The 26,816-nt window shown below is 71.9% G+C and carries 22 protein-coding genes; 16 read left to right on the forward strand and 6 right to left on the reverse strand.

Features of this window, described 5'->3' with window-relative positions; genetic code table 11:
- Nucleotides 1-2: 2 nt before the first annotated feature.
- The 4 genes from ACZLKG_RS00775 to ACZLKG_RS00790 all read left to right on the forward strand — a co-directional run bounded on the left by ACZLKG_RS00775 (nt 3) and on the right by ACZLKG_RS00790 (nt 3,780).
- Nucleotides 3-206 carry a ferredoxin gene (locus tag ACZLKG_RS00775; RefSeq protein ID WP_463647574.1) on the forward strand — a complete coding sequence of 68 codons (204 nt, stop codon included), beginning with the start codon at nt 3-5 and terminating at the stop codon, nt 204-206.
- A gap of 1 nt (nt 207) precedes the next feature.
- Nucleotides 208-1,401, forward strand: coding sequence for an NAD(P)/FAD-dependent oxidoreductase (locus tag ACZLKG_RS00780; protein WP_463647575.1), 1,194 nt, complete (start codon nt 208-210; stop codon nt 1,399-1,401).
- A 46-nt stretch (nt 1,402-1,447) separates the two neighbouring features.
- Entirely contained in the window at nt 1,448-2,584 is a 1,137-nt protein-coding gene (locus ACZLKG_RS00785) for an alpha/beta hydrolase family protein (protein WP_463647576.1), read from the forward strand.
- 161 nt (nt 2,585-2,745) lie between these two features.
- Nucleotides 2,746-3,780 carry a LuxR C-terminal-related transcriptional regulator gene (locus tag ACZLKG_RS00790; protein WP_463647577.1) on the forward strand — a complete coding sequence of 345 codons (1,035 nt, stop codon included), beginning with the start codon at nt 2,746-2,748 and terminating at the stop codon, nt 3,778-3,780.
- A 39-nt stretch (nt 3,781-3,819) separates the two neighbouring features.
- Here ACZLKG_RS00790 and ACZLKG_RS00795 read toward each other — a convergent pair whose 3' ends face one another.
- Together ACZLKG_RS00795 and ACZLKG_RS00800 are read right to left on the reverse strand one after the other, a co-directional pair.
- A complete protein-coding gene (locus ACZLKG_RS00795; RefSeq protein WP_463647578.1) occupies nt 3,820-4,947 on the reverse strand; it encodes an MFS transporter in 1,128 nt (375 codons plus the stop codon).
- A 2-nt stretch (nt 4,948-4,949) separates the two neighbouring features.
- Complete coding sequence (locus tag ACZLKG_RS00800; protein WP_463647579.1) at nt 4,950-6,311, reverse strand: MATE family efflux transporter; 1,362 nt, start codon at nt 6,309-6,311, stop codon at nt 4,950-4,952.
- 356 nt (nt 6,312-6,667) lie between these two features.
- Here ACZLKG_RS00800 and dnaB point away from each other — a divergent pair, with 356 nt between their 5' ends.
- A complete protein-coding gene (dnaB, locus tag ACZLKG_RS00805; protein ID WP_463648064.1) occupies nt 6,668-8,056 on the forward strand; it encodes a replicative DNA helicase in 1,389 nt (462 codons plus the stop codon).
- Between the two features lie 132 nt (nt 8,057-8,188).
- Entirely contained in the window at nt 8,189-9,136 is a 948-nt protein-coding gene (locus tag ACZLKG_RS00810) for a mechanosensitive ion channel family protein (RefSeq protein ID WP_463647580.1), read from the forward strand.
- Nucleotides 9,137-9,152: 16 nt separating this feature from the next.
- On the opposite strand, the gene ACZLKG_RS00815 is transcribed toward ACZLKG_RS00810, so the two are convergent.
- Both ACZLKG_RS00815 and ACZLKG_RS00820 read right to left on the reverse strand, forming a co-directional pair.
- Complete coding sequence (locus ACZLKG_RS00815; RefSeq protein WP_463647581.1) at nt 9,153-10,031, reverse strand: ABC transporter permease; 879 nt, start codon at nt 10,029-10,031, stop codon at nt 9,153-9,155.
- Nucleotides 10,028-10,984: an ATP-binding cassette domain-containing protein gene (locus ACZLKG_RS00820; RefSeq protein ID WP_463647582.1), complete on the reverse strand. Its 957-nt coding sequence runs from the start codon at nt 10,982-10,984 to the stop codon at nt 10,028-10,030. Before ACZLKG_RS00820 ends, ACZLKG_RS00815 begins: the two co-directional genes overlap by 4 nt.
- Before the next feature lie 91 nt (nt 10,985-11,075).
- Here ACZLKG_RS00820 and ACZLKG_RS00825 point away from each other — a divergent pair, with 91 nt between their 5' ends.
- The 6 genes from ACZLKG_RS00825 to ACZLKG_RS00850 all read left to right on the forward strand — a co-directional run bounded on the left by ACZLKG_RS00825 (nt 11,076) and on the right by ACZLKG_RS00850 (nt 19,357).
- Nucleotides 11,076-11,819 carry a TetR/AcrR family transcriptional regulator gene (locus ACZLKG_RS00825; RefSeq protein ID WP_463647584.1) on the forward strand — a complete coding sequence of 248 codons (744 nt, stop codon included), beginning with the start codon at nt 11,076-11,078 and terminating at the stop codon, nt 11,817-11,819.
- A gap of 96 nt (nt 11,820-11,915) precedes the next feature.
- Entirely contained in the window at nt 11,916-12,947 is a 1,032-nt protein-coding gene (locus ACZLKG_RS00830; RefSeq protein ID WP_463647585.1) for a GNAT family N-acetyltransferase, read from the forward strand.
- A gap of 144 nt (nt 12,948-13,091) precedes the next feature.
- On the forward strand, nt 13,092-14,615 hold the full coding sequence (locus ACZLKG_RS00835; RefSeq protein ID WP_463647586.1) for an FAD-linked oxidase C-terminal domain-containing protein: 1,524 nt from the start codon (nt 13,092-13,094) through the stop codon (nt 14,613-14,615).
- Nucleotides 14,615-15,898, forward strand: a complete 1,284-nt coding sequence (locus tag ACZLKG_RS00840; RefSeq protein WP_463647587.1) for an FAD-binding oxidoreductase — start codon at nt 14,615-14,617, stop codon at nt 15,896-15,898. Before ACZLKG_RS00835 ends, ACZLKG_RS00840 begins: the two co-directional genes overlap by 1 nt.
- Nucleotides 15,899-15,924: 26 nt before the next feature.
- Entirely contained in the window at nt 15,925-17,358 is a 1,434-nt protein-coding gene (gene glcF, locus ACZLKG_RS00845; RefSeq protein ID WP_463648065.1) for a glycolate oxidase subunit GlcF, read from the forward strand.
- A 181-nt stretch (nt 17,359-17,539) separates the two neighbouring features.
- Complete coding sequence (locus ACZLKG_RS00850) at nt 17,540-19,357, forward strand: L-lactate permease (RefSeq protein ID WP_463647588.1); 1,818 nt, start codon at nt 17,540-17,542, stop codon at nt 19,355-19,357.
- Nucleotides 19,358-19,393: 36 nt separating this feature from the next.
- On the opposite strand, the gene ACZLKG_RS00855 is transcribed toward ACZLKG_RS00850, so the two are convergent.
- Nucleotides 19,394-20,086, reverse strand: coding sequence for a hypothetical protein (locus ACZLKG_RS00855; protein WP_463647589.1), 693 nt, complete (start codon nt 20,084-20,086; stop codon nt 19,394-19,396).
- A 424-nt stretch (nt 20,087-20,510) separates the two neighbouring features.
- Here ACZLKG_RS00855 and ACZLKG_RS00860 point away from each other — a divergent pair, with 424 nt between their 5' ends.
- The 4 genes from ACZLKG_RS00860 to ACZLKG_RS00875 are packed head-to-tail and all read left to right on the forward strand — an operon-like array spanning nt 20,511 to nt 25,174.
- Nucleotides 20,511-21,989: a uracil-xanthine permease family protein gene (locus ACZLKG_RS00860; protein ID WP_463647590.1), complete on the forward strand. Its 1,479-nt coding sequence runs from the start codon at nt 20,511-20,513 to the stop codon at nt 21,987-21,989.
- Nucleotides 21,986-23,392, forward strand: a complete 1,407-nt coding sequence (locus ACZLKG_RS00865) for an amidohydrolase family protein (RefSeq protein ID WP_463647591.1) — start codon at nt 21,986-21,988, stop codon at nt 23,390-23,392. Before ACZLKG_RS00860 ends, ACZLKG_RS00865 begins: the two co-directional genes overlap by 4 nt.
- Complete coding sequence (locus ACZLKG_RS00870) at nt 23,389-24,093, forward strand: sulfite exporter TauE/SafE family protein (RefSeq protein WP_425707293.1); 705 nt, start codon at nt 23,389-23,391, stop codon at nt 24,091-24,093. The genes ACZLKG_RS00865 and ACZLKG_RS00870 overlap by 4 nt, the downstream gene beginning before the upstream one ends.
- A 43-nt stretch (nt 24,094-24,136) precedes the next feature.
- The gene (locus ACZLKG_RS00875; RefSeq protein WP_463647592.1) at nt 24,137-25,174 is read left to right on the forward strand and encodes a LacI family DNA-binding transcriptional regulator; all 1,038 of its coding nucleotides are present in this window, start codon (nt 24,137-24,139) and stop codon (nt 25,172-25,174) included.
- Here the strand turns inward: ACZLKG_RS00875 and ACZLKG_RS00880 are convergent.
- Nucleotides 25,171-26,754, reverse strand: a complete 1,584-nt coding sequence (locus ACZLKG_RS00880) for a hypothetical protein (protein ID WP_463647593.1) — start codon at nt 26,752-26,754, stop codon at nt 25,171-25,173. The genes ACZLKG_RS00875 and ACZLKG_RS00880 overlap by 4 nt on opposite strands.
- Nucleotides 26,755-26,816: the final 62 nt, after the last annotated feature.

A 26,816-nucleotide genomic window follows, 5' to 3' on the forward strand; every position in this document is an offset into this window, starting at 1 on the left:
CCATGGCACTCAAGCTCAGGCTCGACCTCGACCTCTGCCAGGGGTACGCCAACTGCCTCATCGAGGGGCCCGGCTACTTCGACTTCGACGACGACACCGAGAAGGCGATCCTCCTGCAGGAGGACGTCCCCGAAGGTGAACGCTCCGTCGCGGAGAGCGCGGTGCGCGGCTGCCCGGCGCGTGCGATCAGCCTCGAGGACGTGTGACGTGAGACGGATCGTCGTCGTCGGCGGCTCCCTCGCTGCCGTCCATGCCAGCGAGTCGCTGCGGGAGGAGGGCTTCGAGGGAGAGATCACCATGGTCTCCGCCGAGGAGCACCTGCCCTACGACCGCCCGCCGCTGTCGAAGGAAGCACTGTCCGCGGGCATCGACGTGGAGAAGCTCTACCTGCGGAGCCCCGAGTGGTATGCGGAGAAGGCCGTCACCACGCGCCTCGGCACCGCGGCGTCCGGGCTCGATGTCACCGGACGGATCGTCCACCTCGCCGACGGCACCGAGCTTCCCTACGACGGCGTTGTGCTCGCGACCGGCTCCCGCGCTCGGCACCTGCCGGCCGTGGCCGGGGTCCCGGACGCGCACGTCGTCCGCGACCTCGACGACGCCCGGCTCCTACGGGAGCGGCTCGTCCCGGGTCAGCACCTCGTGCTCGTCGGAGCCGGATTCATCGGCCTGGAGATCGCGGCGACGGCCAAGCAGCTCGGCCTCGACGTCACGGTCGTCGAGGTCGGGAGGGCGCCGCTCGCCCGCGCCCTGGGCGACGAGGTCGGCCAGTGGTTCCGCGAGATGCATGCCCGCAACGGCGTCGAGGTCGTGTGCACCTGCTCCGTCGAACGGTTCGAGGCGACCAGCGGCGGGGTGCGCGCGGAGCTGAGCACGGGCGGCTCGCTCAACGCCGACGTCGTCGTGGCCGGCATCGGCGCCTCTCCCGCCGTCGAGTGGCTCGAGGACTCCGGTCTCGGGCTCGCCAACGGCGTGCTGTGCGCCTCCGACCTCTCGACCGGTGCGCCCGGCGTCGTCGCCGCCGGCGACATCGCCCGCTGGTACAACCCGGTCTACGACGAGGAGATCCGGGTCGAGCACTGGACCAACGCCGTCGAGCAGGGCCGGCATGCAGCGCAGACGCTGCTCGGTGCGGGCGAGGCCTTCAACGCGGTCCCCTACTTCTGGTCCGACCAGTTCGGCGCCAAGCTGCGGTTCGTCGGACGCAGCACCGCCGCCACCGACGTCGTCGTCGAGGAGGCCTCCGACTCCAGGCTCACCGCGCTCTACGGCCGCGACGGGCTCGTCCGAGGCGCCATCTGCGTCAACGCGCCGCGGCAGCTGGCCCGTTACCGCGGCGCCATCCGCGACCAGGTGCCGTGGGGCGACGTCGTCGGTGCCACCACCTCCGCCGTCCGCTGACCGACCTCCAGGCACACCACCGAACCGAGCTACACAAGGAGAAGAGATGACCGAGACCACGACCCAGGACAACTCCCTGTCCGTCATCGAGCTGTTCCCGCAGGACGAGGACTGGTCGCTCCAGACGATGCGCCTGCTCGCGCAGGTCGCCGTGGGCGGCTCCGACCTCTTCGAGTGCGCGCGCACCGCGGCCCGCATCGGCGACTCGACCGACACCGAGCTGTGGCAGCAGGAGTGGAGCCGCACCGCCAAGGAGACGGCCGCCGCGGGCGAGAAGGCCATCGCGGAAGGGCACATCACCACCGGACGCCGGGCCCTGTTCCGTTCGATGAGCTACTGGCGGCACAGCGAGTTCTTCCTGAACTCCGACGACCCGCGCCGCACCGAGGCCTACACCGAGGGGACGAAGAACTTCCAGCGTGCCGCCGAGCTCACCGACGGCCTCATCGAGCGCATCCAGGTGCCGTTCGAGGGCATCACCATGGACGGCTACATCGTCCGCCCGGACAACTCGGGGGCGAAGCGCCCGACGGTCCTCTTCCTCGGCGGTGCCGACTCGTGGGCCGAGGAGCTGTATTTCCTCGGGGGTACCGAGTTCCCCGCCCGCGGGATGAACGTCGTCATGGTGGACACCCCCGGCCGCGGCAGCTCGCTGCGCTTCAAGGAGCTCTACAGCCGCCCCGACTACGAGGTGCCGGTCGCCGCGATCCTCGACTTCCTCGCCGAGCGCGACGACGTCGACATGGACCGCCTCGGCCTCGCGGGCGTGAGCTTCGGCGGCTACTACGCGCCCCGCGCCGCCGCCTTCGAGCCGCGCATCAAGGCCGTCGCCGCCTGGTGCGGGACGTGGAGCATCCTCACCGACTTCTACGAGTACTACCCGGCGCTGCAGCAGCAGCTCCAGTGGCTCTCGGGCTCGAAGGACGACGCCGAGGCGCGGGAGAAGCTCGCGAAGTTCACGCTCGACGGCGTCGCGGAAAAGATCGACGTCCCGGTGTACGTCATGCACGGTACGCAGGACATCATCATGGACATCGAGGGCGCGAAGAAGTTCGTCGAGGCGCTCTCGGTCGACGACGTCACCTTCGACATCTACGACGGCGCCGGGTCGCTGCACTGCAACTACGACCACCTGGCGGTCGCGGCGTCGCGCCTCACCGACTGGATGGCCGACCGGATCTGAGAGGTGACGGCATGGAAGGTGGGACCGGGGCGCGGCCTCGGTCCCACCTGCCTCACACTGTGAGAGACCGCGATGCGGCGGGCGCGGGAACCTGGTGCACCGGTGCACCCCATCGCCGCACGACGAAGTGACCTACCAGGGGGCGTGACGAGGGAGTGGACGTGCTGGTGGCCATGAACGAGAACGAGCACCTGGCAAGCCGGTTCGAGTTCGTCCGGGAGATCCAGCGCGCCGCGAGCGTGCAGGAGATCAAGGACGCGTACTACGGGACGGTCGGGGGTGTGCTCTCGTCGGACGCCGTGGGTCTGTACCGGTTCTCGGTGGGCGGCTCGGCGGAGGACGCCTCCTCCAACCTCAGCCCGGCCTTCATGGCCGCCTACGAGTCGGAAGGGCGTTGCGACGACCCGGTGCTCGAGGCCGTCGTCGAGAACGCACTGCCGGCGGACTCCACGCACGTGGTGCACAGCGGACGCTGGATCGAGTCGGGGGCCCGGGCGGTGCTCCTGCGCGAGAACCTCGGCCACTCGCTCGAGGCCCCGATCATCGTGGCCGGCGAGGTGGCCGGGACCCTGAACTTCGCCCGTGGCGTCGACATCGAGGGTTTCAGCCTCGAGGACCTCACGGCAGCGCGGTTCGCGAGCGAGCACCTGAGCCTGGCGCTCGAGCGTGCGCAGCGCCTGGAGCTGGCGGGGGACCGGGCCGCCCTGCTCGGTGGTGCGCTCGACCACCTCTCGCAGATGGTGGTCGTGGCCGAGACGTCCGGTGAGAAGGTGTTCTCCAGCCGCAGGTTCGAGCAGCGGTACCCGTCCTCGGTCGTCGCGCTGGTGGACGAGGTCATCGCCGACTTCGCCGCGGACGGGCGCCACGCGCGGACGGTCAACGTGCGGGATCAGGAGTCGGGCGAGAAGGTCATCGTCAAGTGCTCCCTGGTTCCGAGCCACGACGCGATCGTCGGCGTGATATTCGAGTGCGCGGACGATGACGAGAGCCTGCCGTCCTGGGACGTGCTCTCCCCGCGCGAGCAGGAGATCGCTCGCTACGTCAGCCAGGGCCTGACGACGAAGGAGATCGCTGCGCGAGCGTTCGTCAGCCAGAACACGGTCAAGCAGCACATCAAGCGCATCTTCGCGAAGACGGACGTCCACAGCCGTGCGGAGCTCGTCCAGTTCATCTGGGCCTCCCAGGGCAAGGGCTGACGGGTCCGACGACGCGGCCCATGCCCCGGAGGGGAGGCCTCAGACCAGGGCCAGCCCGGTCGCCAGCACCGCGCCGACGCCGAGGCCGATGTCGAAGACCATGTTCCACGCGGTGCTCACGCGCTCCGTCTGGCCCCGCGTGCGGGTGCTGCGCATCATCGTGGTCAGGGCGGCCGTCTGGACGGCGCCTGAGGTCACGCCAACGCCCGCGGCGGCGACGACGAAGCCGGTCGGGGAACCGACGGTCCACAGCATCGCCACGGCGACCGCCAGTGCCCCTGTGCTGAGGGCAAGGGTCCCGGTCGGTGACCACGAGTCGCACAGCCATCCGACGGGAGGCCGCGCGAGGGCGAGCGAGCTCTGTACCACGAGTGCGGACAGCACCGCGGCGGAACCCGCCCCCGTGCCGTCGAGCGTGCCCGTCGAGCTGAGCACCGTCCCGTAGGCCACGACGGCTACCGCGTGCGCGGCGAGGCTCGCCAGCGCGGCGGTACCCCGGTACGGCTCTCCGGCAGACGATGAGCCAGGTGCCCCGGTTGCGGGCGCGGTCGGTCCACCGTCCAGCTCCGCCTTCGGCCGGCGTCGGGCGTACCGGGCCGCGACCACGACCGGGAGCAACGCGAGCAGGGCGACGATCGCTCCGCCGAGGGCGACGCACCCGGTCCCCGTGCCGGAGAGGAGGAGCGCGGACGGAGCGCCCAGCGCACCCCCGACGGCGGACAGCGTCCCGTACAGCGCCATCGCCCGACCCACGGCACGTGGCGGTACGACCTCCCGGGTCCAGGCCGTGCCCACCACCACGAAGACGCCGAAGCCCGCACCGACCAGCGCCAGGCCCAGCCAGCCTCCGGCGGCCGGCAGCAGGGCGCTGCCGAGGGCGAGAGAGACGAGCGCGGCACCGACGATCACCGGACGGTTGCGCAGGAACCGACCGCCGAGCATCACGAGCGGCTGCACGCCGACCACCATGAGCATGAGCAGCGTGACACGGGTGCGCGGGCCGCCGTCGACGTCCGCGTAGAGCACCGGTGCCACGGTGTAGACGCCGTAGAAGGCCGCGAAGGCGCCGACCGAGGCGAGGGCGACGAGAAGCGCGGCTCTCAGGTCGACCGGGACGGGTGGTCCCCCGGAGCTGCGGGTGCCCGCCACGTCGCGTCGTCCTGCCACGCTCAGCGCCCCTCCCCGAGGACCATCCACCTCGTGCCGCGCGAGCGCACGTAGGTCGTCACGGCGCGCGCCCCCATGAAGACGCCGGCGAACGCGACCCACAACCACACCAGGCCCCACGTGCCGTCGGGTCCGAGCTCGGCGACCGCCCACGCGGCGGGGAGGTAGACGACGAGCGTGATGACGCCGGACACGGCGAGGAACGGACCGTCGCCGGCGCCCATGAGGATGCCGTCGAGGACGTAGACCAGGCCGGCCAGCGCCATGAGGGCCCCGACGACGACGAGGCACCACACGGCGGCCGACCGCACCTCGGGGTCGGACGTGAAGATCCGGACCAGCAGCGGTGAGCCGGCGGCGACCCCTACGCCGAGGACCAGCCCGCCGAGGATGCCCCAGCGCAGGCACCGGTCGAGGAGCCGACGGACGGCCTCGGGGTCGCCCCTGCCGAGCCCCTGGCCGACGAGGGCCTGGGCGGCGATCGCGACGGCGTCGAGGGCGAACGCGCACAGCGACCAGATCGAGCTCGTCACCTGGTAGGCCGCGAGCCGGGCGGGGCCGAGCGCCGTGGCCACGGCGACCGTCACGAGGATCGCCGCGCGCAGCGAGAGGGTGCGCACGAACAGCGGCAGGCCCGCGCGGGCGGAGGCGAGGACCCCGAGGCCGGAGGGGGCGAGCGAGATCTCGTACCGGCGTGCCCCTAGGACGACGACGCCGGCGAGCACCGCACCCATGCCGATCTGGGCGATCGCCGTGCCGAGCCCGGACCCGAGGATCCCCAGGTCCAGGCCGTAGATGAGGATCGCGTTGAGCACGGCGTTGGCCGCGGCGCCACCGGCGGCGACGTACAGGGGAGTGCGGGTGTCGAGCAGTCCGCGCAGCGTCCCGGTCGCGGCGAGCACGACGAGCATCCCGGGCAGCCCGAAGGCGGACGCCCGCAGATAGGTCACCGCCTCGTCGGCGACCTCGCCGCTCCCGCCGAGTGCGCCTACGAGCCACGGCCCGGCGAGCAGGAGTGCCACGGCGAGCAGCAGCCCGAGGCCGACGGCGAGCCACATCCCGTCGACGCCCGCCCGGATGCCGCGCGCCCGCTGCCCGGCACCCACGAGCCGGGCGGTCGCGGCGGTCGTCGCGTACGCGAGGAAGACGCACACCCCGACGATCGTCGTCAGCACGGCCTGGGCGATCGCGAGTCCCGCGAGCGAGGACGTCCCCAGATGGCCGACCATCGCGGAGTCGATGATGAGCAGCAGCGGCTCGGCGACGAGCGCGCCGAGCGCGGGCACCGCGAGACGCAGGATCTGCCGGTCGACCTCACGGGGCGAGAGCTCCGGCCCGACGCCGGCACCCGGGTCCGTGACCATCTCTCCTCCTCAGGGGCTTGCCGGCCGGTACCCGGGTCACGGTAGGTCGGCTCCCGTGGGCGGGCGACCACGGCCCGAGGGGCGGGCCGCCGCGGTGATCGCCCGCGGGGGCGGGTCGGCGACGAGGACGGCCGGGCGGGAGTCCACACGACACGCCCGACTTCTTCCGTCCACACCCTGTGGGGTGTCCTCCGACGTCGTCGTAGGCCCGGCGCGCATTCGACCGACCCGCTACCCACACCTTTGTCCACATCTGTGCACACCCTCACGGTGTTGGTCCACAGGGCGTCCACGGGTGGCGGCGCCTTCGTGCACAGTGGGAGTTTGGCACCGGGGCGGGGCGGCCGTACCGTCGCCTGGCCCGACGTGCGTGCGGGCACCGAACAGGAGTGAGCGTGGCAGAGGATCCGGGCGTTTCGCGGGCCGACTTCGACCGGACCCCTCCGCAGGACGTGGCCGCCGAGCAGTCGGTGCTCGGCGGCATGCTGCTGAGCAAGGACGCGATCGCGGACGTCGTCGAGGAGGTCCGCGGCGTCGACTTCTACAAGCCCGCCCACGCCCTCGTGTACGAGGCGGTGATCGACCTGTTCGGCCGCGGGGAGCCGGCCGACCCGGTGACGGTCGCCGCCGAGCTCACCCGGCGCGGAGAGATGGCCCGCGTCGGTGGCGCGCCCTACCTGCACACCCTCGTCTCGTCGGTCCCGACGGCGGCGAACGCCGGCTACTACGCGCGCATCGTGCGCGAGCAGGCGGTCCTGCGCCGGCTCGTCCAGGCGGGTACCCGCATCGTGCAGCTCGGCTACGCGACCGACGGCGGCGACGTCGAGGAGATCGTCAACTCCGCCCAGGCCGAGGTGTACGCCGTCGCCGACCAGCGCAACGCGGAGGACTACCGGCCGCTGCGCGAGCTGGTGGACCCCACCCTCACCGAGCTGCAGCGCATCGAGTCCAAGACCGGCGACGACGGCGCCGTCCCGACCGGCTTCGCGGACCTCGACAGCCTGACGAACGGTCTGCACCCGGGGCAGATGGTGATCATCGCGGCGCGTCCCGCCATCGGTAAGTCCACGCTCGCGCTCGACATCTGCCGCACCGCGTCGATCCGCCACAACCATGCCTCGGTGATCTTCAGCCTCGAGATGGGGCGCACCGAGATCACCATGCGACTGCTGTCCGCCGAGGCCGGGGTCTCGCTCAAGCACATGCGTGAGGGCTCGATGCGGCAGGACGAGTGGGAGCGGGTCGCGGGGGCGGCGAGCCGGTCGTCGGGGGCGCCGCTGTTCGTCGACGACAGCCCCAACATGTCGCTCATGGAGATCCGGGCGAAGTGCCGGCGGCTCAAGCAGAACCACGACCTCAAGCTCATCGCCGTGGACTACCTCCAGCTGATGAGCTCGGGCAAGCGTGTGGAGTCGCGCCAGCAGGAGGTCTCGGAGTTCTCCCGTGCGCTCAAGCTGCTCGCGAAGGAGCTCGAGGTGCCGGTCATCGCCGTCGCGCAGCTCAACCGTGGTCCCGAGCAGCGCGGCGACAAGAAGCCGATGATGTCCGACCTGCGCGAGTCGGGCTCGCTCGAGCAGGACGCCGACGTCGTCATGCTGCTGCACCGCGAGGACGCCTACGAGAAGGAGCACCCGCGGGCCGGCGAGGCGGACATCATCATCGCCAAGCAGAGGAACGGACCCACCGGCACGGTGACCGTGGCGTTCCAGGGCCACTACTCGCGCTTCGTCGACATGGGGCGGTGAGGGCCGGATTTCTCACAGCGGCGCCCGGCGGCCGCGCATCGCGATCCAGATGGGGCGCTGAGACGATGGTTCTCGGCATCCGACGGGCTCGAGATGCGGGCCCCGTGACATGGAGAACGGAGGGGTCGACCCGTGACAGACGTACCCGCGCAGGCCGGCGTGATCGGCGAGTGGTTCGCCTCGCACACCGGGGAGCTGATCTCCAGCCTGATCAACGTCGTCATCATCGTCCTGGTGGCGCTCATCGCGCGCGCCGTCCTGGGCCGTGTGATCGTTCGACTCGTCGACAGGGTGGTCCAGTCGCGGCAACAGCTGGACCGGGCCGCGTCCAACGCCCGGCGCAAGGTCACCAAGGCGGGGCCGGACGAGATCGCTCGCGTTCGCCGTCAGGAGCAGCGGGCGCAGACGATCGGCTCGGTGCTGCGCAGCATCGCCTCGTTCGTCATCTTCGGCGTGGCGTTCATGATGATCCTGGGCGAGTTCGGGATCAATCTCGGTCCGATCCTGGCCAGTGCCGGCGTGATGGGTCTGGCGATCGGCTTCGGCGCGCAGAGCCTCGTGCAGGACTTCATCTCCGGTCTGTTCATGATGTCGGAGGACCAGATCGGCGTGGGCGACGTGGTCGACGTCGGCGACACGGTGGGCACGGTCGAGGACATGACGATGAGGATCACGAAGATCCGCGACCTCGACGGCAACCTCTGGTACGTGCGCAACGGCGAGATCCGGCGGGTCGCGAACATGAACCAGGACTGGGCCAACGCGGTGGTCGAGATTCCGCTGGACTACTCGGTCGACCTGGCCAGGGCGAAGCAGGTGATCGAGAGCGGCCTGGAGGAGTTCGCTCATCTGCCGGAGTTCGCGAGCGAGATTCTCGACAGGCCCGAGGTGAGCGGCGTGACCGGCATCGGGAACGGTGCCGTGACGATGCGCATGATCATCAAGACCCGGCCCGGCTCGCAGTGGGCCATCGGCCGTGCCGCCCGCGCGCACCTCAAGGGCAGGTTCGACGCGGAGGGGATCCAGGTCGCGGTGCCGATCTTCCCGCAGAGCGCGGTCGGAGCGACCAAGCAGGGCTGAGCACGTGCCCTGCCCGCTACCTGCTGAGGTTGCGGAACTCCCGCACCGCGAGCGGGACGAAGATCGCCATGATGACGATCGGCCACAGGATCGCGCCGCCGATCGCGTGTCCGTCGATCCAGTAGCTCGCCTCACCCGTGCCGGCGCCGGGGGTCGCGAACAGCTCGCGGATCGCGCTCGCAGTCGAGGACACCGGGTTCCACGCCGCGACCGCACCGAGCCAGCCCGGCATCATCTCCGGCGGGGTGAACACCGAGGAGATGAACCCCACCGGGAAGGCGACGGCGAACAGCGAACCGGCCACCTCGGTGTTCTTGATCCGCAGGCCCAGGTAGACGCCGACGAAGATGAGGGCCAGCCGCAGCCAGAGCAGCAGCGCGAACGCGAACAGGGCCTCACCCACGGTCCCGCCGGCCCGCCACCCGATGATCAGCGCGAGGACAGCGATGGTGGCGAGGTCGACGGCCGCCTGGATGAGGTCGGAGACCCCGCGTCCGGTCACCACCGCCGACGGGGACATCGGCATGGACCGGAAGCGGTCCATGAACCCCTTCTCCTTGTTGAGCGTGACGGCGAAGGCCGTGTTCATGAACCCGAAGGCCATGGTCATCGCGAACATCCCGGGCATGGCGTAGTCGATGTAGCCCTCGCCGGCGCCCTGCCCGGTGACGTCCATGGCCGAGCCGAAGACGTAGACGAACATCAGCACCATCACCACGGGCATGCCGAGCTGCCAGGCGAACGTGGACGGCTGGCGCACCAGGTGGGTGAGCTCCTGCACGACGATCGTCCAGCAGTCCTTGACCGCCCACCTCAGCCGGGAGAGGGGGTCGCTCGAGTGGACCGGTGCGGTGGGGAGGGACGGGCCGGTCGTGGCCCGGTCGATGGTGCTCATGAGGCGGCCTCCGTGGTGGTCTGGGCGGTCAGGTGCAGGAACGCCTCGTCGAGGGTGGGGCGGCGCAGCCCGATGTCGTCGATCTCCAGGCCGAGCCGGTCGATCTCGGCCGCCACCGCGGTCAGGGCGCGGACGCCCGCCGTGACGGGGGCGCTGACGCTGCCGTCGGTCACCGTCACCTCGGCGTCGGTGACCCGGCGGACGACCTCGGCGACGCGCGACATCGTGTCGGGGTCGGCCGCGGCGACCTCGAGCCGCTCGTCGCCCATGCGCCGCTTGAGCCCGGCCGGTGTGTCGTCGACGAAGTTCCGCCCCTGGTCGATCACGCTGATCCGGTCGCAGAGCTTGTCGGCCTCGTCGAGGTAGTGGGTCGTCAGCAGCACCGTGGTGCCCCGGGAGGCGAGGTCGCGCACCGCCTGCCATACCTCGCGCCGCCCGGCCGGGTCCAGGCCGGTCGTCGGCTCGTCGAGGAAGAGCACCTTCGGGGCGAGGATCATGCTCGCGGCCAGGTCCAGCCGTCGCCGCATGCCCCCCGAGAAGGTCTTGGGCGACCGCTTCGCGGCGTCCTGTAGCCCGAAGAGCTCCAGCAGCTCGTCCGCCCGACGACGCGCCTCCGCCTTCTCCAGCCGGAACAGCCTGCCGAAGATGGTGAGGTTCTGCCGGGCGCTGAGGATGTCGTCGACAGCGGTTTGCTGCCCGACCAGCCCGATGCTCGCGCGAACCTCGCGCGCACGGCTGCGCACGTCGTGCCCCGCCACCGACGCCTGACCGGCGTCGGCCCGGGTGAGCGTGGCGAGGATGCGGACCGTCGTCGTCTTGCCCGCACCGTTCGGGCCGAGCAGGCCGTGGACGGAGCCGCGCAGCACCGCGAGATCCACCCCGTCCAGGGCGACCTTCTGCCCGTAGCGCTTGCTGAGGCCCGCGGTGCGGACCGCGAATCCTGACTCGTTCATCGTCGCCCCCAGGCGTTCTGAGTACATTGCACGCAGGACGATAGCGTACGCTGTCCGCAGAACGCAACAGCTTTCGGTGCAAGGGGTGGAGATGTCCGAGGAGAACCCGCTCGCGCGCAGTCATCAGCTGCTCTGGGAGGGCCTGCCGCCGGCGACGAAGGGTCCGAGACCCACGCTGACCCTCGATCAGATCGTCACCGCGGGTATCGAGATCGCCGACTCGGAGGGCATCGACGCACTCTCCATGCGCAGGCTCGCCACGGCGCTCGGGATGGGCACGATGTCGCTCTACCGGTACGTGCCCAGCAAGGCCGAGCTGCTCAACCTCATGCTCGACCACGTCAGCGGTGCCCGACTCGGCCGCGTCGACCCGGACGGCGACTGGCGCGCCACGCTGACCGCGGTCGCACGACGCAGCAGGGAGATGTACCTCAGCCACCGATGGCTCCTGCAGGTCAACTGGTCGCGCCCGGTGCTCGGTCCCGGCAGCGTCTCCCAGATGGAGGAGACGGTCGCGGGTCTGACCGACCTGCCCTTCGGCGATCAGAAGAAGATGATGGTGGTCTCCCAGCTCGACGCCTACGTCGTCGGCTCGGTCCGCGAGGAGATCCTCTACGAGCGGGCCGCCGAGGAGAGCGGCATGACGGAGGACGAGTTCTGGAACAACCAGCTCCCGGTGCTGGTCGGTGCGATGGAGTCCGGGAGGTTCCCGGCCATGGCGGCGTTGGACGAGGACGTCTTCGATGCCGACTGGGCCGACTCCTTCGAGCTCGGCCTGCAGTTCCTGCTGGACGGGATCGACGCCGCGGTCACCCGCAGCCGGGCGGCTCGCTGACGTCGGCGGCTCGCGAGACGTCCGGCTGCGCACAGCGATGCCGGCCTCCTCGTCAAATCGCTGGCGCCCGCCCTCCGCCGCGGCGACGATCAGCAGGTGAGCACGAGCCCCTACCCCCTGAGCACCGACCGGCTGACCGTGCGCATGGTGAACGGCGGGGACGTCGACGTGCTCACGGCGTACCGCAACGACCCGGCCGTCAACGCCCTGCAGGACTGGGACCTGCCCTACCCCCGTGAGCGCGCCGAACGGCTCGCCGCCGCCCACGCGGACCGGGACGACGTCGTGCCGGGCACCGGCAACCAGCTGGCCGTCGAGGCCGACGGCCGGCTGGTCGGCGACCTGTACGTCGGCCTCGACGACCACTCGGGCGTCGCCGAGATCGGCTTCACGCTCGCGGCCGCGCACCAGGGCAAGGGGTACGCTCTCGAGGCCGCCTCCGCCGTCGTCGACGATCTCGTCGACCGCCTCGGCGTGCACCGTGTCGTCGCCGAGCTCTCGCCGGACAACCGGGCCTCTGCGCGACTCCTCGAGCGGCTCGGCATGACGTTCGAGCACCTCGCGGAGAAGTCCTACCGGTGGCGGGGGACGTGGGACGACAACCTCCGCTACTCGATGACCGCCGACGAACGCCGTGACTGGCGCGACCGCCCGCGCGGCGTGCCGAAGGAGGTCCGGCTCGTCGAGCTGGACCACGAGAACGCCTGGGCCTACCGGCGCCTGCGCTCGCACCGCTCGCAGGAGCTGTTCGTCGCGAGCGTCGACCAGTCCTACACGGACGCGCTGTTCCCCGAGCCCGAGGACGGTTACCCCGTCGTCCCCGTGCTGCGGGGTATCGAGGCCGACGGCGAGCCGGCCGGCTTCCTCATGTGGGCGGACGCCGTCAACGCCGGCACACCGGATCCGTACCTCTGGCGGTTCCTCGTCGACCGGCGGCACCAGGGGCGGAGCATCGGCCGACGTGCGCTGGAGCTGTGGACCGCGGACCTGCGCGCCGCCGGCCACTCGGCGGTCGAGACCAGCTGGGTCCAGGCCCCGGGCGGCCCCGAGCCGTTCTACCTGGGGATGGGCTTCGTGCTCACCGGCGCGTACGACGACGGCGAGGCCGTGGCCCGGCTGTCGCTGTAGGGGAGGCGCTGGTCGCTCGGGATCGTCGCGACGCCCTGGCAGAGGCTCTGTCGGTGCCCCGTCCACCTCCGACCGGTACGCTCGGTGTGGACATCCCCACAGCACGCTCGTCACGACGCCGACGTCACCGAGGAGGCTGCCGCCATGACGTCCACCGACACCGCCGTCGCCCCGGACGGCCCCACCGCGCCCGCCGACCGGAGCTCGACCAGCCCGCTCGGCCGCGTCACGGCCGAGCTCGCCCGCACGTTCGACGTCGATCGGATCATCACCGACCGGCAGCGTCTTCAGACCTACGAGTGCGATGGTCTGGCCCAGTACCGGACGGTGCCGGGTCTCGTCGTGCTCGCACGCGATGCGGACGACGTCGCGCGGGCCGTCCGCGTGTGCGCCGCCCACCGGGTCCCGTTCGTCGCACGCGGCTCGGGTACGGGTCTGTCGGGCGGTGCGCTCCCGCACGCGGAGGGCGTCCTCGTCGTCATGTCCCAGATGCGCAGCATCAAGGAGATCGATGCCGCGAACCAGCGCGCGGTGGTCGACCCGGGCGTCATCAACCTCGCCCTGTCCCGTGCGGCGACGCCCGACGGCTACTACTTCGCGCCGGACCCCTCGAGCCAGACGATCTGCTCGATCGGAGGCAACGTCGCCGAGAACTCGGGCGGCGCGCACTGCCTGAAGTACGGCTTCACCGTCAACCACGTCACCGGCGTCGACCTCGTCACCCCGGGCGGTGAGCGGGTCGAGATCGGCGGGAAGGCCCCCGACCCTCCGGGCTACGACCTGCTGGGCGCCCTCGTCGGCTCGGAGGGCACGCTCGGCATCGTCACCGAGGTGACGGTGCGCCTCACCCGGCTGCCGCAGGAGGTCCAGACCGTCCTCGCGGGGTTCCGGTCGGTCGACGACGCGGGGGCCGCGACCTCGGCGATCATCGCTGCCGGCGTGATCCCGGCGGCCATCGAGATGATGGACGCGCTCGCCATCGAGGCGGCGGAGGAGGCGGTCGCCTGCGGCTATCCCGACGGCGCGGGGGCGGTGCTGGTCATCGAGGTCGACGGCTCGTCGGCCGACGTCGCCGGAGAGCTGGCCGAGGTGCTGCACCACTGCGACGCGAACGGGTCGTTCGAGACGCGGCTGGCGGCGGACGACGCCGAGCGCGCCCTCATCTGGAAGGGCCGCAAGTCTGCGTTCGCTGCCGTCGGTCGGATCAGCCCGGACTACATCGTCCAGGACGGCGTCATCCCGAGGACCGCACTGCCCGACGTGCTGCGCCGGATCGCCGACCTGTCCGAGGAGAAGGGCGTGCGGGTGGCCAACGTGTTCCACGCGGGCGACGGCAACCTGCACCCGCTCGTCCTCTTCGACGACGCCGAGGAGGGTGCCGCCGAGCGCGCCGAGGAGGTGGCCGGCGGGATCCTCGACCTGTGCATCGATGGCGGCGGGTCGATCACCGGCGAGCACGGCGTCGGGTCCGACAAGGCGAAGCACATGCCGCGGATGTTCACCGCCGCCGACCTCGACACGATGCAGGCGGTGCGGTGCGCGTTCGACCCGGAGAACATCTCCAACCCCGGAAAGATCTTCCCGACCCCGCGCCTGTGCGGCGAGCGACCCGGCAGGCACCAGGGGGCGCACCCGCTCCAGGAGGCCGGACTGGCGGAGGTGTTCTGATGTCGTCGACGGGTGCGGACACGCGTGCAGCGGCCGCGCGCCCGCCCGGCCGCCCCGACCTCGCGGCCCTGGCCCGGAGCCTCGGCGGTGAGGGCGAGGTGCGCGAGGCGGACCCGGGGGATGTCGTCGACGGCGTCCCGGCGGTCGTCGTCGCCCGGCCGACGTCGATCGAGGGCGTCTCCCGTGTGGTGCGGGAGGCCAGCGGCCAGGGGCTCGTCACCGTCGCGCGCGGCGGCGCGACCGCGCTCGACCGGGCGGCACCCCCCGAGCGCGTCGACGTCCTCCTCGACACCACCGGGCTGGACCGGCTCGTCGAGCACGGGGCCGGCGACCTCGTCGTCGTCGCCGAGGCCGGACTGCCGCTGCGCGACCTCCACGCGCAGGTGGCCCGCGCCGGGCAGGAGCTCGTGTCCGAGGTCGGGCGGGAGCGGTTCGAGAACGGGTCCACGGTCGGCGGCGCTCTCGCGACGGGCGCGTCCGGCCCGCGGCGGGTGCTGCGCCACGCGCTGCGCGACCTCGTGCTCGGCACGACGGTGGTCCTGGCGGACGGGACCGTCGCGTCCTCGGGCGGCAAGGTCGTCAAGAACGTCGCCGGCTACGACCTGGGCAAGCTGATGACGGGCTCCTACGGCACCCTCGGGATCATCGTGCGGGCGGCGTTCCGCCTCCACCCCGTCCCGGACGACCGCGCGTTCGTCGTGCGCAGCGGCGCGCTCGACGAGATCGCCGACCTCGGCCGGGCGGTGCTGGGTTCCCAGGTCGCCCCCGCCGCGGTCGAGATCGACCGCCCGGCCGGTAGCGACGAGGCGACCCTCGCCGTGCTCCTCGAGGGCGGGCCCGCCGGCGTCGCCACGCGCGCCGCCGAGGTCGCCGACCTGGTCGGCGGTCATCTCGCCGACGAACCCGCGTGGTGGGACCGCGCGCCCGACGGCGCGGTGAGCGCGCGGGCCACCGCGACCCTGGTCGGTGTGCGCGAGGTGCTCCTGGCCGCCCGCGCGGCGGAGCAGTCGCACGGGACCGGCGTCGCCGTCCGGGGCTCGGCGGCGGGCGTGCTGGACGTCGGCATCGACGGTGCGGACGTCGCGGGAACCGTCGCCCGGCTGCGTGCCGCGGCTCCCGACCCGGGGGAGGGCACCGTCGTCGTCCTGCGTGCGCCGGCCCCGCTCCGCGAGGGCCTCGACGTGTGGGGACCGGTCGGCGGGATCGAGCTCATGCGCAGCATCAAGGAACGCCTGGACCCGGGCCGGAACCTTGCACCCGGACGCTTCGTGGGAGGGATCTGATGAGCACGGACATGCACCGGCTCGACATGACGGACTCGGCGGCCCGGTCGGGCCACGCGCAGACCGACGTCCTCGGGCTCGCGGCCTTCGACGACCACCACCCGCCCTCGCGCGAGCTCATCGACGACTGCGTGCACTGCGGTTTCTGCCTGCCGGCCTGCCCCACCTACGACCTGTGGGGCGAGGAGATGGACTCCCCGCGCGGCCGCATCTACCTCATGCAGCAGGGCCTCGAGGACCAGCCGATGAGCCCGGCCATGGTGCAGCACATGGATGCCTGCCTCGGGTGCATGGCCTGCGTGACCGCGTGCCCGTCGGGCGTCCAGTACGACAAGCTCATCGAGGCCACGCGCCAGCAGGTCGAGCGGCGCGGCAAGCAGCACCGGACCGTGGCGCAGCGCGCCCTGCGGCAGGGCATCTTCGCGCTGTTCCCGCGACCGGAGCGGCTGCGGTTCGTCCGCGGACCCCTCGCGCTGTACCAGCGGAGCGGGCTGAGCAGGCTCGTGCGCGGCTCGAAGGTCCTGGAGAGGATCTCTCCGACCCTCGCCACGATGGAGGCAGTCGCCCCGCCGATCGGGCGTCGGGTTCGCATCCCCGCCCACATGCCCGCCAAGGGCGAGCACCGGATGACGGTGGGCCTGCTGCTCGGCTGCGTCCAGCGAGAGTTCTACCCCGGCGTCAACGCCGCCACGGTGCGGGTGCTCAACATGGAGGGCTGCGACGTCGTCACGCCGCCGTCCCAGGGCTGCTGCGGTGCCCTGTCCGTGCACGCCGGCCGGGAGGACGAGGGCCTGACCTACGCGCGCCGACTCATCGACACCTTCAGCGAGGCCGGTGTCGAGCGGGTCGTCGTCAACTCCGCCGGCTGCGGCTCCACCATGAAGGAGTACGCCCACCTGCTCGCCGACGACCCCGACTACGCCGAGCGCGCCCGGGAGTTCTCGGAGAAGGTCCGGGACATCTCGGAGATCCTCGTCGAGCTCGGCCCCCTCGCGCCGCGGCACCCGCTGCCGGTGACGATCGCCTACCACGACGCGTGCCACCTCTCGCACGCGCAGAAGGTGCGGTCCCAGCCGCGCCGGCTGCTGCGCGACATCCCCGGCGTGACGATCAAGGAGATCGCCGACGGCGACCTGTGCTGCGGCTCCGCGGGGATCTACAACCTCGTCAACCCCGAGCCGGCGCGCGAGCTGGGGGAGAAGAAGGCGTCGAAGGTGGCAGCGACGGAGGCCGAGCTGCTCGTGACCTCCAACCCGGGCTGCCTGCTGCAGATCACCGACGCCCTCTCCCGCCAGGGCAAGCACATGTCGACGGCGCACATGATCCTCGTGCTCGACGCCTCCCTGCTCGGCAAGGACGCCAGCACCCTCGTCGACGCCACGCCCACGACACTGCGCACCCCCGCCACCGGACGGGCCGGCGGCTGCGCCTGCGGCAACCCGGGCGGCTGCGGCGGCTGACGCGAGGCGGCGCGCCGGTCCCTGACGGCCGGCCGGTCGGCATCGACGCGACGTCGTCGGTCGAAATGTCCGATCGACGAGGCGCGAGGCGTTAGGTTGTCCGCACGACCGGCAACTGGATACAGAGCTTCACCCCTCGACATCCCACGAATCGGCAACGCCGCCGAGCCCGGAGGTCCAGATGGACAACCTCGTCGTACTCGCCCTGTTCGCCATCCTTCCCATCCTCGTCATCGGAGTCCTGCTCGTCGGCCTGAGATGGCCGGCGAAGTACGCCATGCCGGTCGGGCTCGCCGTCATCGTCGTCATCGCCCTCGCGGTGTGGGAGATGTCGTGGACCACGATCGGCGCGTCCGTCGTCCAGGGCCTGCTCGTCGCCATCGGCCTGCTGTGGATCGTGTTCGGCGCGCTGCTGCTGCTCGAGACGATCACCAAGAGCGGCGCGCTGCAGTCGATACGCGCGGGCTTCACCACCATCAGCGCCGACCGGCGCGTCCAGGTCGTCATCATCGCCTGGCTGTTCGGGTCCTTCATCGAGGGTGCCGCCGGCTTCGGCACGCCGGCGGCGGTGGTCGCGCCGCTGCTGCTCGCGCTGGGATTCCCGGCGATGGCGGCGGTCATGGCGGGCCTGATCATCCAGTCCACGCCGGTCAGCTTCGGCGCGGTGGGTACCCCGATGCTCGTGGGGGTCGGCAACGGACTGTCGGGCACGGACGGGAGCTTCGTCCCGGCGGTCGGGGAGCGCGCGGACGAGCTCGGACTCAGCCGCTCGGAGTTCGTCGCCCACACGGCGACCCAGGTGGCCACGATCCACGCGGTCGTCGGTGTCCTGGTCCCGCTGTTCATGGTCTGCCTGCTGACCGGGTTCTTCGGGGAGAAGCGCAGCTTCCGGGCGGGGCTGGCGGTCGCGCCGTTCGCCCTCTATGCCGCGCTCGCCATGATCCTGCCGTACCTCGCCGTCGCCTTCCTGCTGGGCCCCGAGTTCCCGGCCATGATCGGTGGCTTCGTCGGGCTCGTCGTCGTGATGTTCACGTCGTCGAAGGGCTTCCTCATGCCCACGGACACGTGGGACTTCCCGCCGCGCGAGCGGTGGAGCGACCGGTGGGTCGGCTCGGTCGACCCCGAGGCCGGGGCCACCGTGCTGAAGAACAAGATGCCGATCGCCATGGCCTGGATGCCGTACGTCGTCGTGGCCGCGGTCCTGCTCGTCACCCGCAACGTGTCGGCGATCACCGACTTCCTCACCGGGCCGGCGGTCATCCAGGTCAACGACATCTTCGGCACCGGGATCTCCCAGAACATGGACCTGCTGTACTCGCCCGGGGCCGTGTTCCTGCTCGCGGTTCTCATCACCTACGTCCTGCACAGGATGAACGTCCACCAGATCGCGGCGTCGTGGAAGGTGGCGGGCGGGCAGATCGCCGGCGCCGCGGTCGCACTGCTCTGCGCGCTCCCGCTCGTGCGGATCTTCATCAACTCCGGCAGCGAGTTCAACGAGGCGGGGCTGGAGTCCATGCCGATCACCCTCGCCGAGGTGGCGGCCAACGCGACCGGCGAGGGCTGGCCGGTCCTGGCTCCGTTCATCGGCGCTCTCGGTGCCTTCGCCGCCGGCTCGAACACCGTGTCGAACATGATGTTCTCCCTGTTCCAGTTCTCGACGGGCGAGAACATCGGCGCGAGCGGTCCGGAGACGGTCGTCGCCGCCCAGGCCGTGGGCGGGGCCTCGGGCAACATGGTCGCCGTGCACAACGTCGTCGCGGCGGCGGCCACCGTGGGTCTGCTCGGCAGGGAGGGTGACCTGATCCGCAAGACGATCATCCCGATGACCTATTACTGTCTGGCCGCCGGATCGATCGCCTACATGTGGATCTTCGGGGTCGGCCTCAACGTGGGCACGATCGTGTGCGTGCTCGTCGTCGTCGCGCTCGCGATCGGCATCTGGCGGATCTCGACGATGCCCGACGTCCCGAACAAGCAGCTCCTGCCGGCCGGACGGTGACGGCCGCCGCTGCGGGCTCGACCGAGGCGGACCAGGTCAGGGGTTCCCGCCGCGCAGGACGTCGACGTGCACGTGGTCGAGGTGCCGCAGGATCTCGCCGCCCGGCTCGGGCGCGTCGTAGGGCTGCCACCGACCGCTCCGGCTGTGCGCGCTCCAGATCCGGTCGTCGAAGATCACGTACTGGATGTCGAGGGTGTCCTCGTGGGCGACGAGCCAGTGCGCCAGCAGCCAGCCACGACGTCGGTTCTCCTCGGTGACGGGCTGGAAGAAGATGTCGACCGCCCGCCCGTCGTTGTGCGTCGACTCGCCCGCGCGCTGCACGCCGCCGGGTGCGAACCCGCCGAGGACCTGATCGCCGAACACCACCGTCATCTGCTCGAGCACCGCCTGCGCCCGCGGGGTGAGGCCGGAGCCGGTGATCTGCTCCTCAGCCAGGTCGTCCGCGGCGGAACCGCGGCAGGACAGGCTCGGTCCGGCGTCCTCCGGCGGGCCGTCCGCCAGCACGCGCAGCACGGCGTCGTCGATGTCGGAGGTGTCGGGCGCCGTGACCGCCGAGTCGTCCCGGGTGTCGGCGGCGACCGCCGTCGTCGCCCGTCGCGCCTGGTCGCGCGTGAGCCCGACCGGACCGTCCGGGCCGGCCACCTCGCACTCGGGCTCGTTCCCCGGGACGGGCAGCCCCTCCTCGCGCACGAGCTCGACGACCCGAGGCCCGACGACGACGAGAGCCACCGCGAGGAGCACCACCACGGCCCAGGTGGCCCAGCGCCGGCGCCCGATTGCGCCTCGGCCGTTCCGTCGGGTCCGCGCCCCGGAGTGGTGGCGCCGCGCTGCTCGGCCTGACGGCGCATCGGTCACGCCCACGAGTCAAGCACGGGTCGGCAGCCTCGATCGATGATCGACCACCCCCCAGCGCGTCCCTGCGTGGCGACGTCGTGCCGCGCCCGGCGAGGTCGTGCCTCGCACGCACGACCTCGCCAGCCAGGGCACGACCTCGGTGGGTCGGGGCGGCACCCCGTCGGCCGGCCGACACTCGCGAGGCCCCCTGCCACCTGGCCTGTTGACGCCGCCGCGGCGAGCCAATACTCTTCCCAAATCGATTCAGGCCCGAATCGATTTGGGAATGTCCATCAGGTCCGGTCCGAAGGAGAACCGCATGACCACATCGACCGACGAACGTCGACCGCACCCCGTCGACGAGATCCCGCCCGTCCGCAAGATCGTCCCGTTCGGCCTGCAGCACGTGCTCGTGATGTCGGCCGCGCCCATCTCGTCCGTCTTCCTCGTGGGAGCGAGTCTCCAGCTCGAGCCGGACCTCATCGTCCAGCTGCTCAGCATCACGTTCGTCTTCTCGGGGATCGGGTCGATCATCCAGTCGATGGGGCGCTGGGGCATCGGCGTGCGGCTGCCGTTCATGATGCTTCCCGGCGGCGCGCCGGTGGTCATGTTCATCGCCATCGCCTCCGAGCACGGCCCGGCGACGGCGTCCGGAGCGGTGCTGCTCACCGCGGTCTTCTACTTCATCGTGCTACCGGTGTTCAGCCGCATCATCAAGTTCTTCCCGTCCCTGGTGATCGGCACGATGATCGTCGTCGTCGGCGTCAACCTCATCCGCATCAACGTGCTGCTCGTGACGGGACGTCCCGAGGAGGAGACCTTCGGCGATCCGGTCGGCGTCGCGCTCGGCATCATGACGATGGTCCTCATCGTCCTGCTCTTCCGGGTGCTGCGCGGCATGGTGCGCCAGCTTGCAGTGATGATCGGCCTGGTCGCGGCGACCGGCATCGCGGCGCTGCTCGGACGGGTGGACGTCCCCGACCTGTCGGGACCGGTCGCCACGGTGCCCGAGCTGTTCCCGTTCGGCACGCCGCAGTTCGACATCCTCGCCTCGATCCCGCTGCTGATCTTCTGCCTCGCCTCGATGGCGGAGGCCACCGGCCAGACCGCGATCAACGCGGAGATCGTCGGCAAGAAGATCGACATCACCAGGGCGGCGCCGCGCACCATCCGCGCCGACGCGCTCGTCTCGCTCTTCGCCGGCATGTTCGGCACCTCGCTCATGGTGACGAGCGGCGAGAACATCGGCATCGTGCGGGTGAGCAACGTCAAGAGCCGCTTCGTCACGGCGGCGGCGGGTGTCATCCTCATCGTCATCGGACTGATCACCCCGGTCGCCCGGATCATCTACGCGATCCCGGCCCCCGTGGTCGGCGGGACCGGCGTCGTCGTGTTCGCGATCCTCACCGTCATCGGCCTGCAGATGCTGGGCCGCTCCGACCTGGGCGACCAGCGGAACATGCTCGTCGTCGCCGCGGGCCTGAGCTTCGGCCTGCTCCCGATCGTGGTGCCCGGCGCCTACGACGGCCTCCAGTCCACCCTCGGGAGCATCCTCTCGAGCGGGGTCGCCATGGGCGCCCTGGTCGCGGTGCTCGTGAACATCCTGTTCAACCACATCGGACGCCGTTCCACGGACGCCGCTGCGCCCGCCGACGACTCGGAGGACGACGGCGGGACGACCGGGGCAGAGGCTGACGCCGACCGGTCGGTCGGGGCCACCGCCGACGCCCGGTCGCACGACGACGAAACCCTCGAGCGCCGGCGCCCGAGCGCCGAGAACCGTGAAGGAGAACGATGAGCGACCTCGCCGCTCTGCACGAGCGCCCCACGCTGCTGATCCCCGAGCTGACGCTGCTGCCCGAGGGGGTGCGCACCGACCGCGCGGTGCTCGTCGACGACGGTCGGGTGTCCGACGTCGGACCGGCCGACGAGATGCGGCTCCGCCACCCGGAGGCGGCGACGATCGAGCTGCCCCGGCGGCTGCTCATGCCCGGCTTCGTCGACGCGCACCACCACCTCACCCAGTCGTTCGGCAAGTCACTCGTGTTCGGCGAGCCGTCGGAGATCTTCCGCCGCGTCTGGGTCCCGATGGAGGCGCACCTGGACGAGGAGGCCATCGACGTCGCCACCCGGCTCGCCGCGTGGGAGTCGCTGCGCGGCGGGTTCACCACCGTCGCCGACGCCGGCACGCGGGCCACCGTCGACGGCGGGGTGGACACCCTCGCCGCCGCCACGACCGCGCTCGGGGTGCGGTGCGTCCTCGGCGTCATCTGCAACGACATGGTCGCCGGAGAACGCGTCGCCGAGGTCGACGACGTCCTGGCGTCCGCCGAGCGGCACCTCGACCGATGGTCGGGGGACGCGCTCGTGCACCCGTCGCTGGCGGTGTCGCTGCCGGAGGTCGCCTCGGACGAGATGCTCGGGGCCGTCACCTCGCTCGCCCGCCGCGCGGGCGTGACCTTCCAGACCCATCTCAACGAGCACCTCGCTGCCGTCGAGCGGTCGTTGGAGGCCACGGGGTTGCGCCCGCTGGAGCGGCTCGCCCAGCTCGACGCGCTCGGGCCCGAGCTCCTGGCCGCGCATGCCACCCTGCTCACACCACGGGAGATCACCCTGCTGCGCGACAGCGGCGGTGCGGTCTCCTACAACCCGGTGGCCAGCTCGTGGAAGGGCAACGCGGTGGCGCAGGCGCTGCTCATGCACGAGCTCGGCGTGCGGCTCGGCCTGGGCACCGACGGCACCCGCGGGGACGCGTTCCGGCTGCTGGACGCGGCCGAGACCGCCCAGCGCCTCACCTACGGCCTGGCGTCCGGCGACTCCTCGGTCGGCGGCGGCTGGCCGTGGCTGGAGCAGGGCCTGACCGGTGGGGCGGACGCCGTCGGACTCGGTGGCGAGGTCGGCACGATCGGCCCGGGGGCCCACGCGGACCTCCTGGTCCTCGACGTCGACGTCCCCGAGCTCGTGCCCTCCTGGGACCTGCCGTGGGAGCTCGTCCGGCTCGCCGGCAAGGACCAGATCGAGTCCGTGGTGGTCGGTGGCCGGCTCCGCCTGTCGGCGGGCCGTCCGGTGGACCTCGACGGCGACGCGCTGCTGGACCGGGCGCGCGAGATCGCGCACCGGGCCGTCGAGGACGCCCCCATCCACATGGTCCACCCGTTCTCCGCCGAGCACCGGGAACGCCTCCGCGGCGTGCACGCATGACCGAGGCGGCCTTCGCGCTGGTCGCTGTGACCGTCCTGGTCGCGGCGTTCGTCCAGGGCTCGACGGGGATGGGCTTCGCGCTCATCGCCGCGCCCGTGGTCACCCTGATCGACCCCCGGCTGCTGCCGGTGCTCCTGCTCGTGCTCATGCTGCCCCTCAACGGGTACGTCGCGTGGCGCGAGCGGGAGCACCTGGACTGGCGGGGGGTCCGCTGGATCAGCGTGGGCCGGTTCGCCGGCACCTTCGCCGGGCTCTGGATCCTGATCCTGGTGAACCTCGACCAGCTCGCGCTGCTCATCGGCTGGTCGACGATCATCGCGGCCGTCGCGGCGCTGCTCGCGCCCGCGTTCGACCCCAACCGGACGGGCCTCGTGGTCGTCGGGCTCATCACCGGCGTCACCGAGACCTCCACCGGCGTGGGTGGCCCGCCGCTCGCGCTGGCCTACCAGCACAAGAGCGGCCCGACCCTCCGGGCGACCGTGGCGGTCTGCTTCCTCGTGGGCGAGGTGATCTCGCTGGTGGTCCTCGGCGTGAGCGGGCAGATCGAGCTTCGCACCCTGGGCCTGAGCGCCGTGCTCGTGCCGTTCGTCGTCGTCGGTGCGTTCGTCAGCCGGTGGGTGCACCACCGCCTCGACGGCCCCCTCCTGCGGATGCTGGTGCTGGGATTCGCCATCATCTCGGGGATCGTCGTCCTCCTCTAGCCGCGTCACCAGCACGGTGACGGACGAGTACGCTGCCAGGACCGTGACTCCTCCTCCCGCCGCCAAGCGCCCGACGATCGCCGACGTCGCACGCGAGGCGGGGGTCTCCCGCACCACGGTGTCGCACGCCCTCAACGACCGGGGCCAGGTGCATGTCGGCACCCGCGACCACGTGAAGGAGGTCGCGGCCCGCCTCGGCTACCGACCCAGCGTCCGGGCCCAGCGTCTGCGGACCGGGCGTTCCCGCACCGTCGCCCTCCTCTCGGCGATGCCGGCCGCGGTCTCCGGCGGGCCCTCGCGTCTCGGATTCTTCACCGAGCTCGCGGTCGGGTGCGCCGAGAACGCGCTGACGCGGGGCTACAGCCTCGTCCTCGTCCCGCCGTCGGAGGATCCCGCCGCCCTGGCCGTGCTGGACATCGACGGGGCGATCCTCCTCGAGCCGCCGGGTCAGGACCCGCTCGCGGCCGAGCTCACGCAGCGAGGGGTCCCGTTCGTGACGATCGGGGAGGACCTCGGCGGCGCGCACGCGCGCCCCTCGGTCGACCTGCGCCACCGTGACGTCGCCGAGCTGCTGCTCACCCACCTGCGGGCACAGGGGGCACGGCGCATCGGCCTCGTCCTCGGCTCCAGCGGACGACAGTCGCAGGAGACCTTCCGGGCGGTGCACCGAGAGCTCGCCGAGGCAGACGGAGTGACCCCGGTGGTCGTGACGGCCGACGAGCGCCTCGGGGAGGACGCGGGATACGCGGCGACCCGGGGCCTCCTCGAGGCGCACCCCGAGCTGGACGCGCTGTGCGTCCCGATCGACGCGTTCGCCTCCGGGGCCGCCCGTGCCGCATCCGAGGCCGGGCGCCGGGTGGGGAAGGACCTCCTGGTGGCGACCCGTTACGACGGTGTCCGTGCGCGGGCGGCACGGCCCCAGCTCACGGCGGTCGACCTGCACCTCGCGGAGGTCTCCCGTGCGGCGGTGGACCTGCTGCTGCTCGAGCTCGGCGAGACGGCGCCGGGGCCCCCCGCGCAGGTGCCCGCCCCCGTGCTCGTCGCGCGCGCCTCGACGAGGTCCGGCGGCCCCGCGGGCTAGCCGAACAGGTGGCCGCGCACGCCCAGCAGCATCGTGTCCCCGGGCTCGGTCTCGCGCAGGTGCCGCGAGACCAGGTGCTCGGGGATCGCGATGCAGCCGGCCGTGGCCACCGGGTTGGCGTGCAGGAAGATCGCGTAGCCCATGCCTTCCCGGACGGCGCTGTCCGGCGGGCGGTTGTAGTTGACGACGGCGCCCTGGCGGTAGTCGCCGCCCCGGGTGTGGGCGAGCCGCCACATGTTCTCGTCCGGCATGGTGTTCGCGAGGCTCGGCGTCGCTGCGTCGTAGTACCGGTTGTAGTTGACGCCCGGCGTCCCGCCCCACCGCGAGTACGGCGTGAGGATCCTGTGGTCGAGCGCCGTGCCCGGGTCGTAGAGACCGAAGGACTCCGTCACCGAGTACGCGCCGGTCGGCGTGCGGTAGGTGTGCCAGGCGGCCGGCTGACCGGGGCGGGCGGTGCCGTTCGCGCCGATGCGTGCGGACGTCGACCAGCGCTCGCGGTAGGCCTCCGACCCGGGGACCCGCTCGCACACGGTGAAGGTCGCCCACGAGGTCGACCAGGTCTCCGCGACGGCCATCGACACGCGCCCGGTCAGTCCCGTGTCGTAGCGGGACTGACCCAGGGAGAGCGGGGCGCAGCGTCCCCAGGTGGACCGGTCGGCCGAGCGCGCCCCGACGGTGTCGGTGCCGTTCCCGTCCCAGTCACCGAGGAACGTCATGTCGTAGGCGGCCGCGTAGGTGAACGACCGGTCGGCGTGGACCTGGCCGTGGCTGTCGCTCACGTGCACGGTGCTGCCCCGTCGCACGTGGAAGGTGTCGGTGCCGTCGCCGTCGGTGTCGCCCACGAGGACGCTGTCGGTGGCCCGTCCGTACGGCCACTGGACGCTCGCGGGGCCGCTGGTCAGCGTGTTGCGGACGTGGATCTGGATCCCGCGGCGGATGGCGATCGTGTCGAGGCCGTCGGCGTCGTAGTCGCCCACGTGGACCTCGTCGCCCACCCTGCCGTAGTCGAACGACGACGTCGCGAACCCGGCCGAGTTCGAGTTGCGCACGAGGAACGTGTTGCCGCGACGCACGGCGGGGGTGTCGACCCCGTCGCCGTCCCAGTCCCCGAAGAAGACCTCGTCGCCGGCGCGACCGTAGACGAACCGGTGCGCGGTCACGGCGGACCCGCCGGACCCGGAGACGTGGAACTCGGCGCCGCGGCGCACGATCATCTCGTCGGTCCCGTTGCCGTCGGTGTCCGCGATGTACACCTCGTCGCCGGCGCGGCCGAAGATCACCTGCCGGGAGGTGGCGCCCGTGGGGGAGTCGGACAGGTGGAACGTCTGCGAGCCGCCGACCGACCCGATCGTGCCGCCCTGGTCGGGCGCGGGGCCCGCGTCGGCGCTCGCGGAGTCCGGCAGGACCACGGGCGGGGAGCCGTCGGTGGTGTCCTCCCCGTCCGGGACCGGGGCGGCTCCGGCGGGCGGGCCGAGGGCGGTGACGCCCAGGAACGCGGCGCCGAGCGTGGCGACCAGGCGCCGGACGCCCGGCCCCGACCTGGCGGGGAGCGGCAGGGACGGGCGGGCGACGTGGCGCACGGGCGCTCCGATCAGTGCAGGGACGACGTCGGCGTGGATCCACCGCGAATGTAGCGGTGATC

The organism is Georgenia sp. Z2081 (assembly GCF_055326445.1).

Bases quoted from the DNA above. Each gene is read 5' to 3' on its own strand.
- ACZLKG_RS00775 (WP_463647574.1), top strand. From the start codon at position 3: ATGGCACTCAAGCTCAGGCTCGACCTCGACCTCTGCCAGGGGTACGCC.
- ACZLKG_RS00785 (WP_463647576.1), top strand. From the start codon at position 1,448: ATGACCGAGACCACGACCCAGGACAACTCCCTGTCCGTCATCGAGCTG.
- ACZLKG_RS00800 (WP_463647579.1), bottom strand. From the start codon at position 6,311: ATGGTCACGGACCCGGGTGCCGGCGTCGGGCCGGAGCTCTCGCCCCGT.
- ACZLKG_RS00815 (WP_463647581.1), bottom strand. From the start codon at position 10,031: ATGAGCACCATCGACCGGGCCACGACCGGCCCGTCCCTCCCCACCGCA.
- ACZLKG_RS00820 (WP_463647582.1), bottom strand. From the start codon at position 10,984: ATGAACGAGTCAGGATTCGCGGTCCGCACCGCGGGCCTCAGCAAGCGC.
- ACZLKG_RS00825 (WP_463647584.1), top strand. From the start codon at position 11,076: ATGTCCGAGGAGAACCCGCTCGCGCGCAGTCATCAGCTGCTCTGGGAG.
- ACZLKG_RS00835 (WP_463647586.1), top strand. From the start codon at position 13,092: ATGACGTCCACCGACACCGCCGTCGCCCCGGACGGCCCCACCGCGCCC.
- ACZLKG_RS00840 (WP_463647587.1), top strand. From the start codon at position 14,615: ATGTCGTCGACGGGTGCGGACACGCGTGCAGCGGCCGCGCGCCCGCCC.
- glcF (WP_463648065.1), top strand. From the start codon at position 15,925: ATGACGGACTCGGCGGCCCGGTCGGGCCACGCGCAGACCGACGTCCTC.
- ACZLKG_RS00850 (WP_463647588.1), top strand. From the start codon at position 17,540: ATGGACAACCTCGTCGTACTCGCCCTGTTCGCCATCCTTCCCATCCTC.
- ACZLKG_RS00860 (WP_463647590.1), top strand. From the start codon at position 20,511: ATGACCACATCGACCGACGAACGTCGACCGCACCCCGTCGACGAGATC.
- ACZLKG_RS00865 (WP_463647591.1), top strand. From the start codon at position 21,986: ATGAGCGACCTCGCCGCTCTGCACGAGCGCCCCACGCTGCTGATCCCC.
- ACZLKG_RS00870 (WP_425707293.1), top strand. From the start codon at position 23,389: ATGACCGAGGCGGCCTTCGCGCTGGTCGCTGTGACCGTCCTGGTCGCG.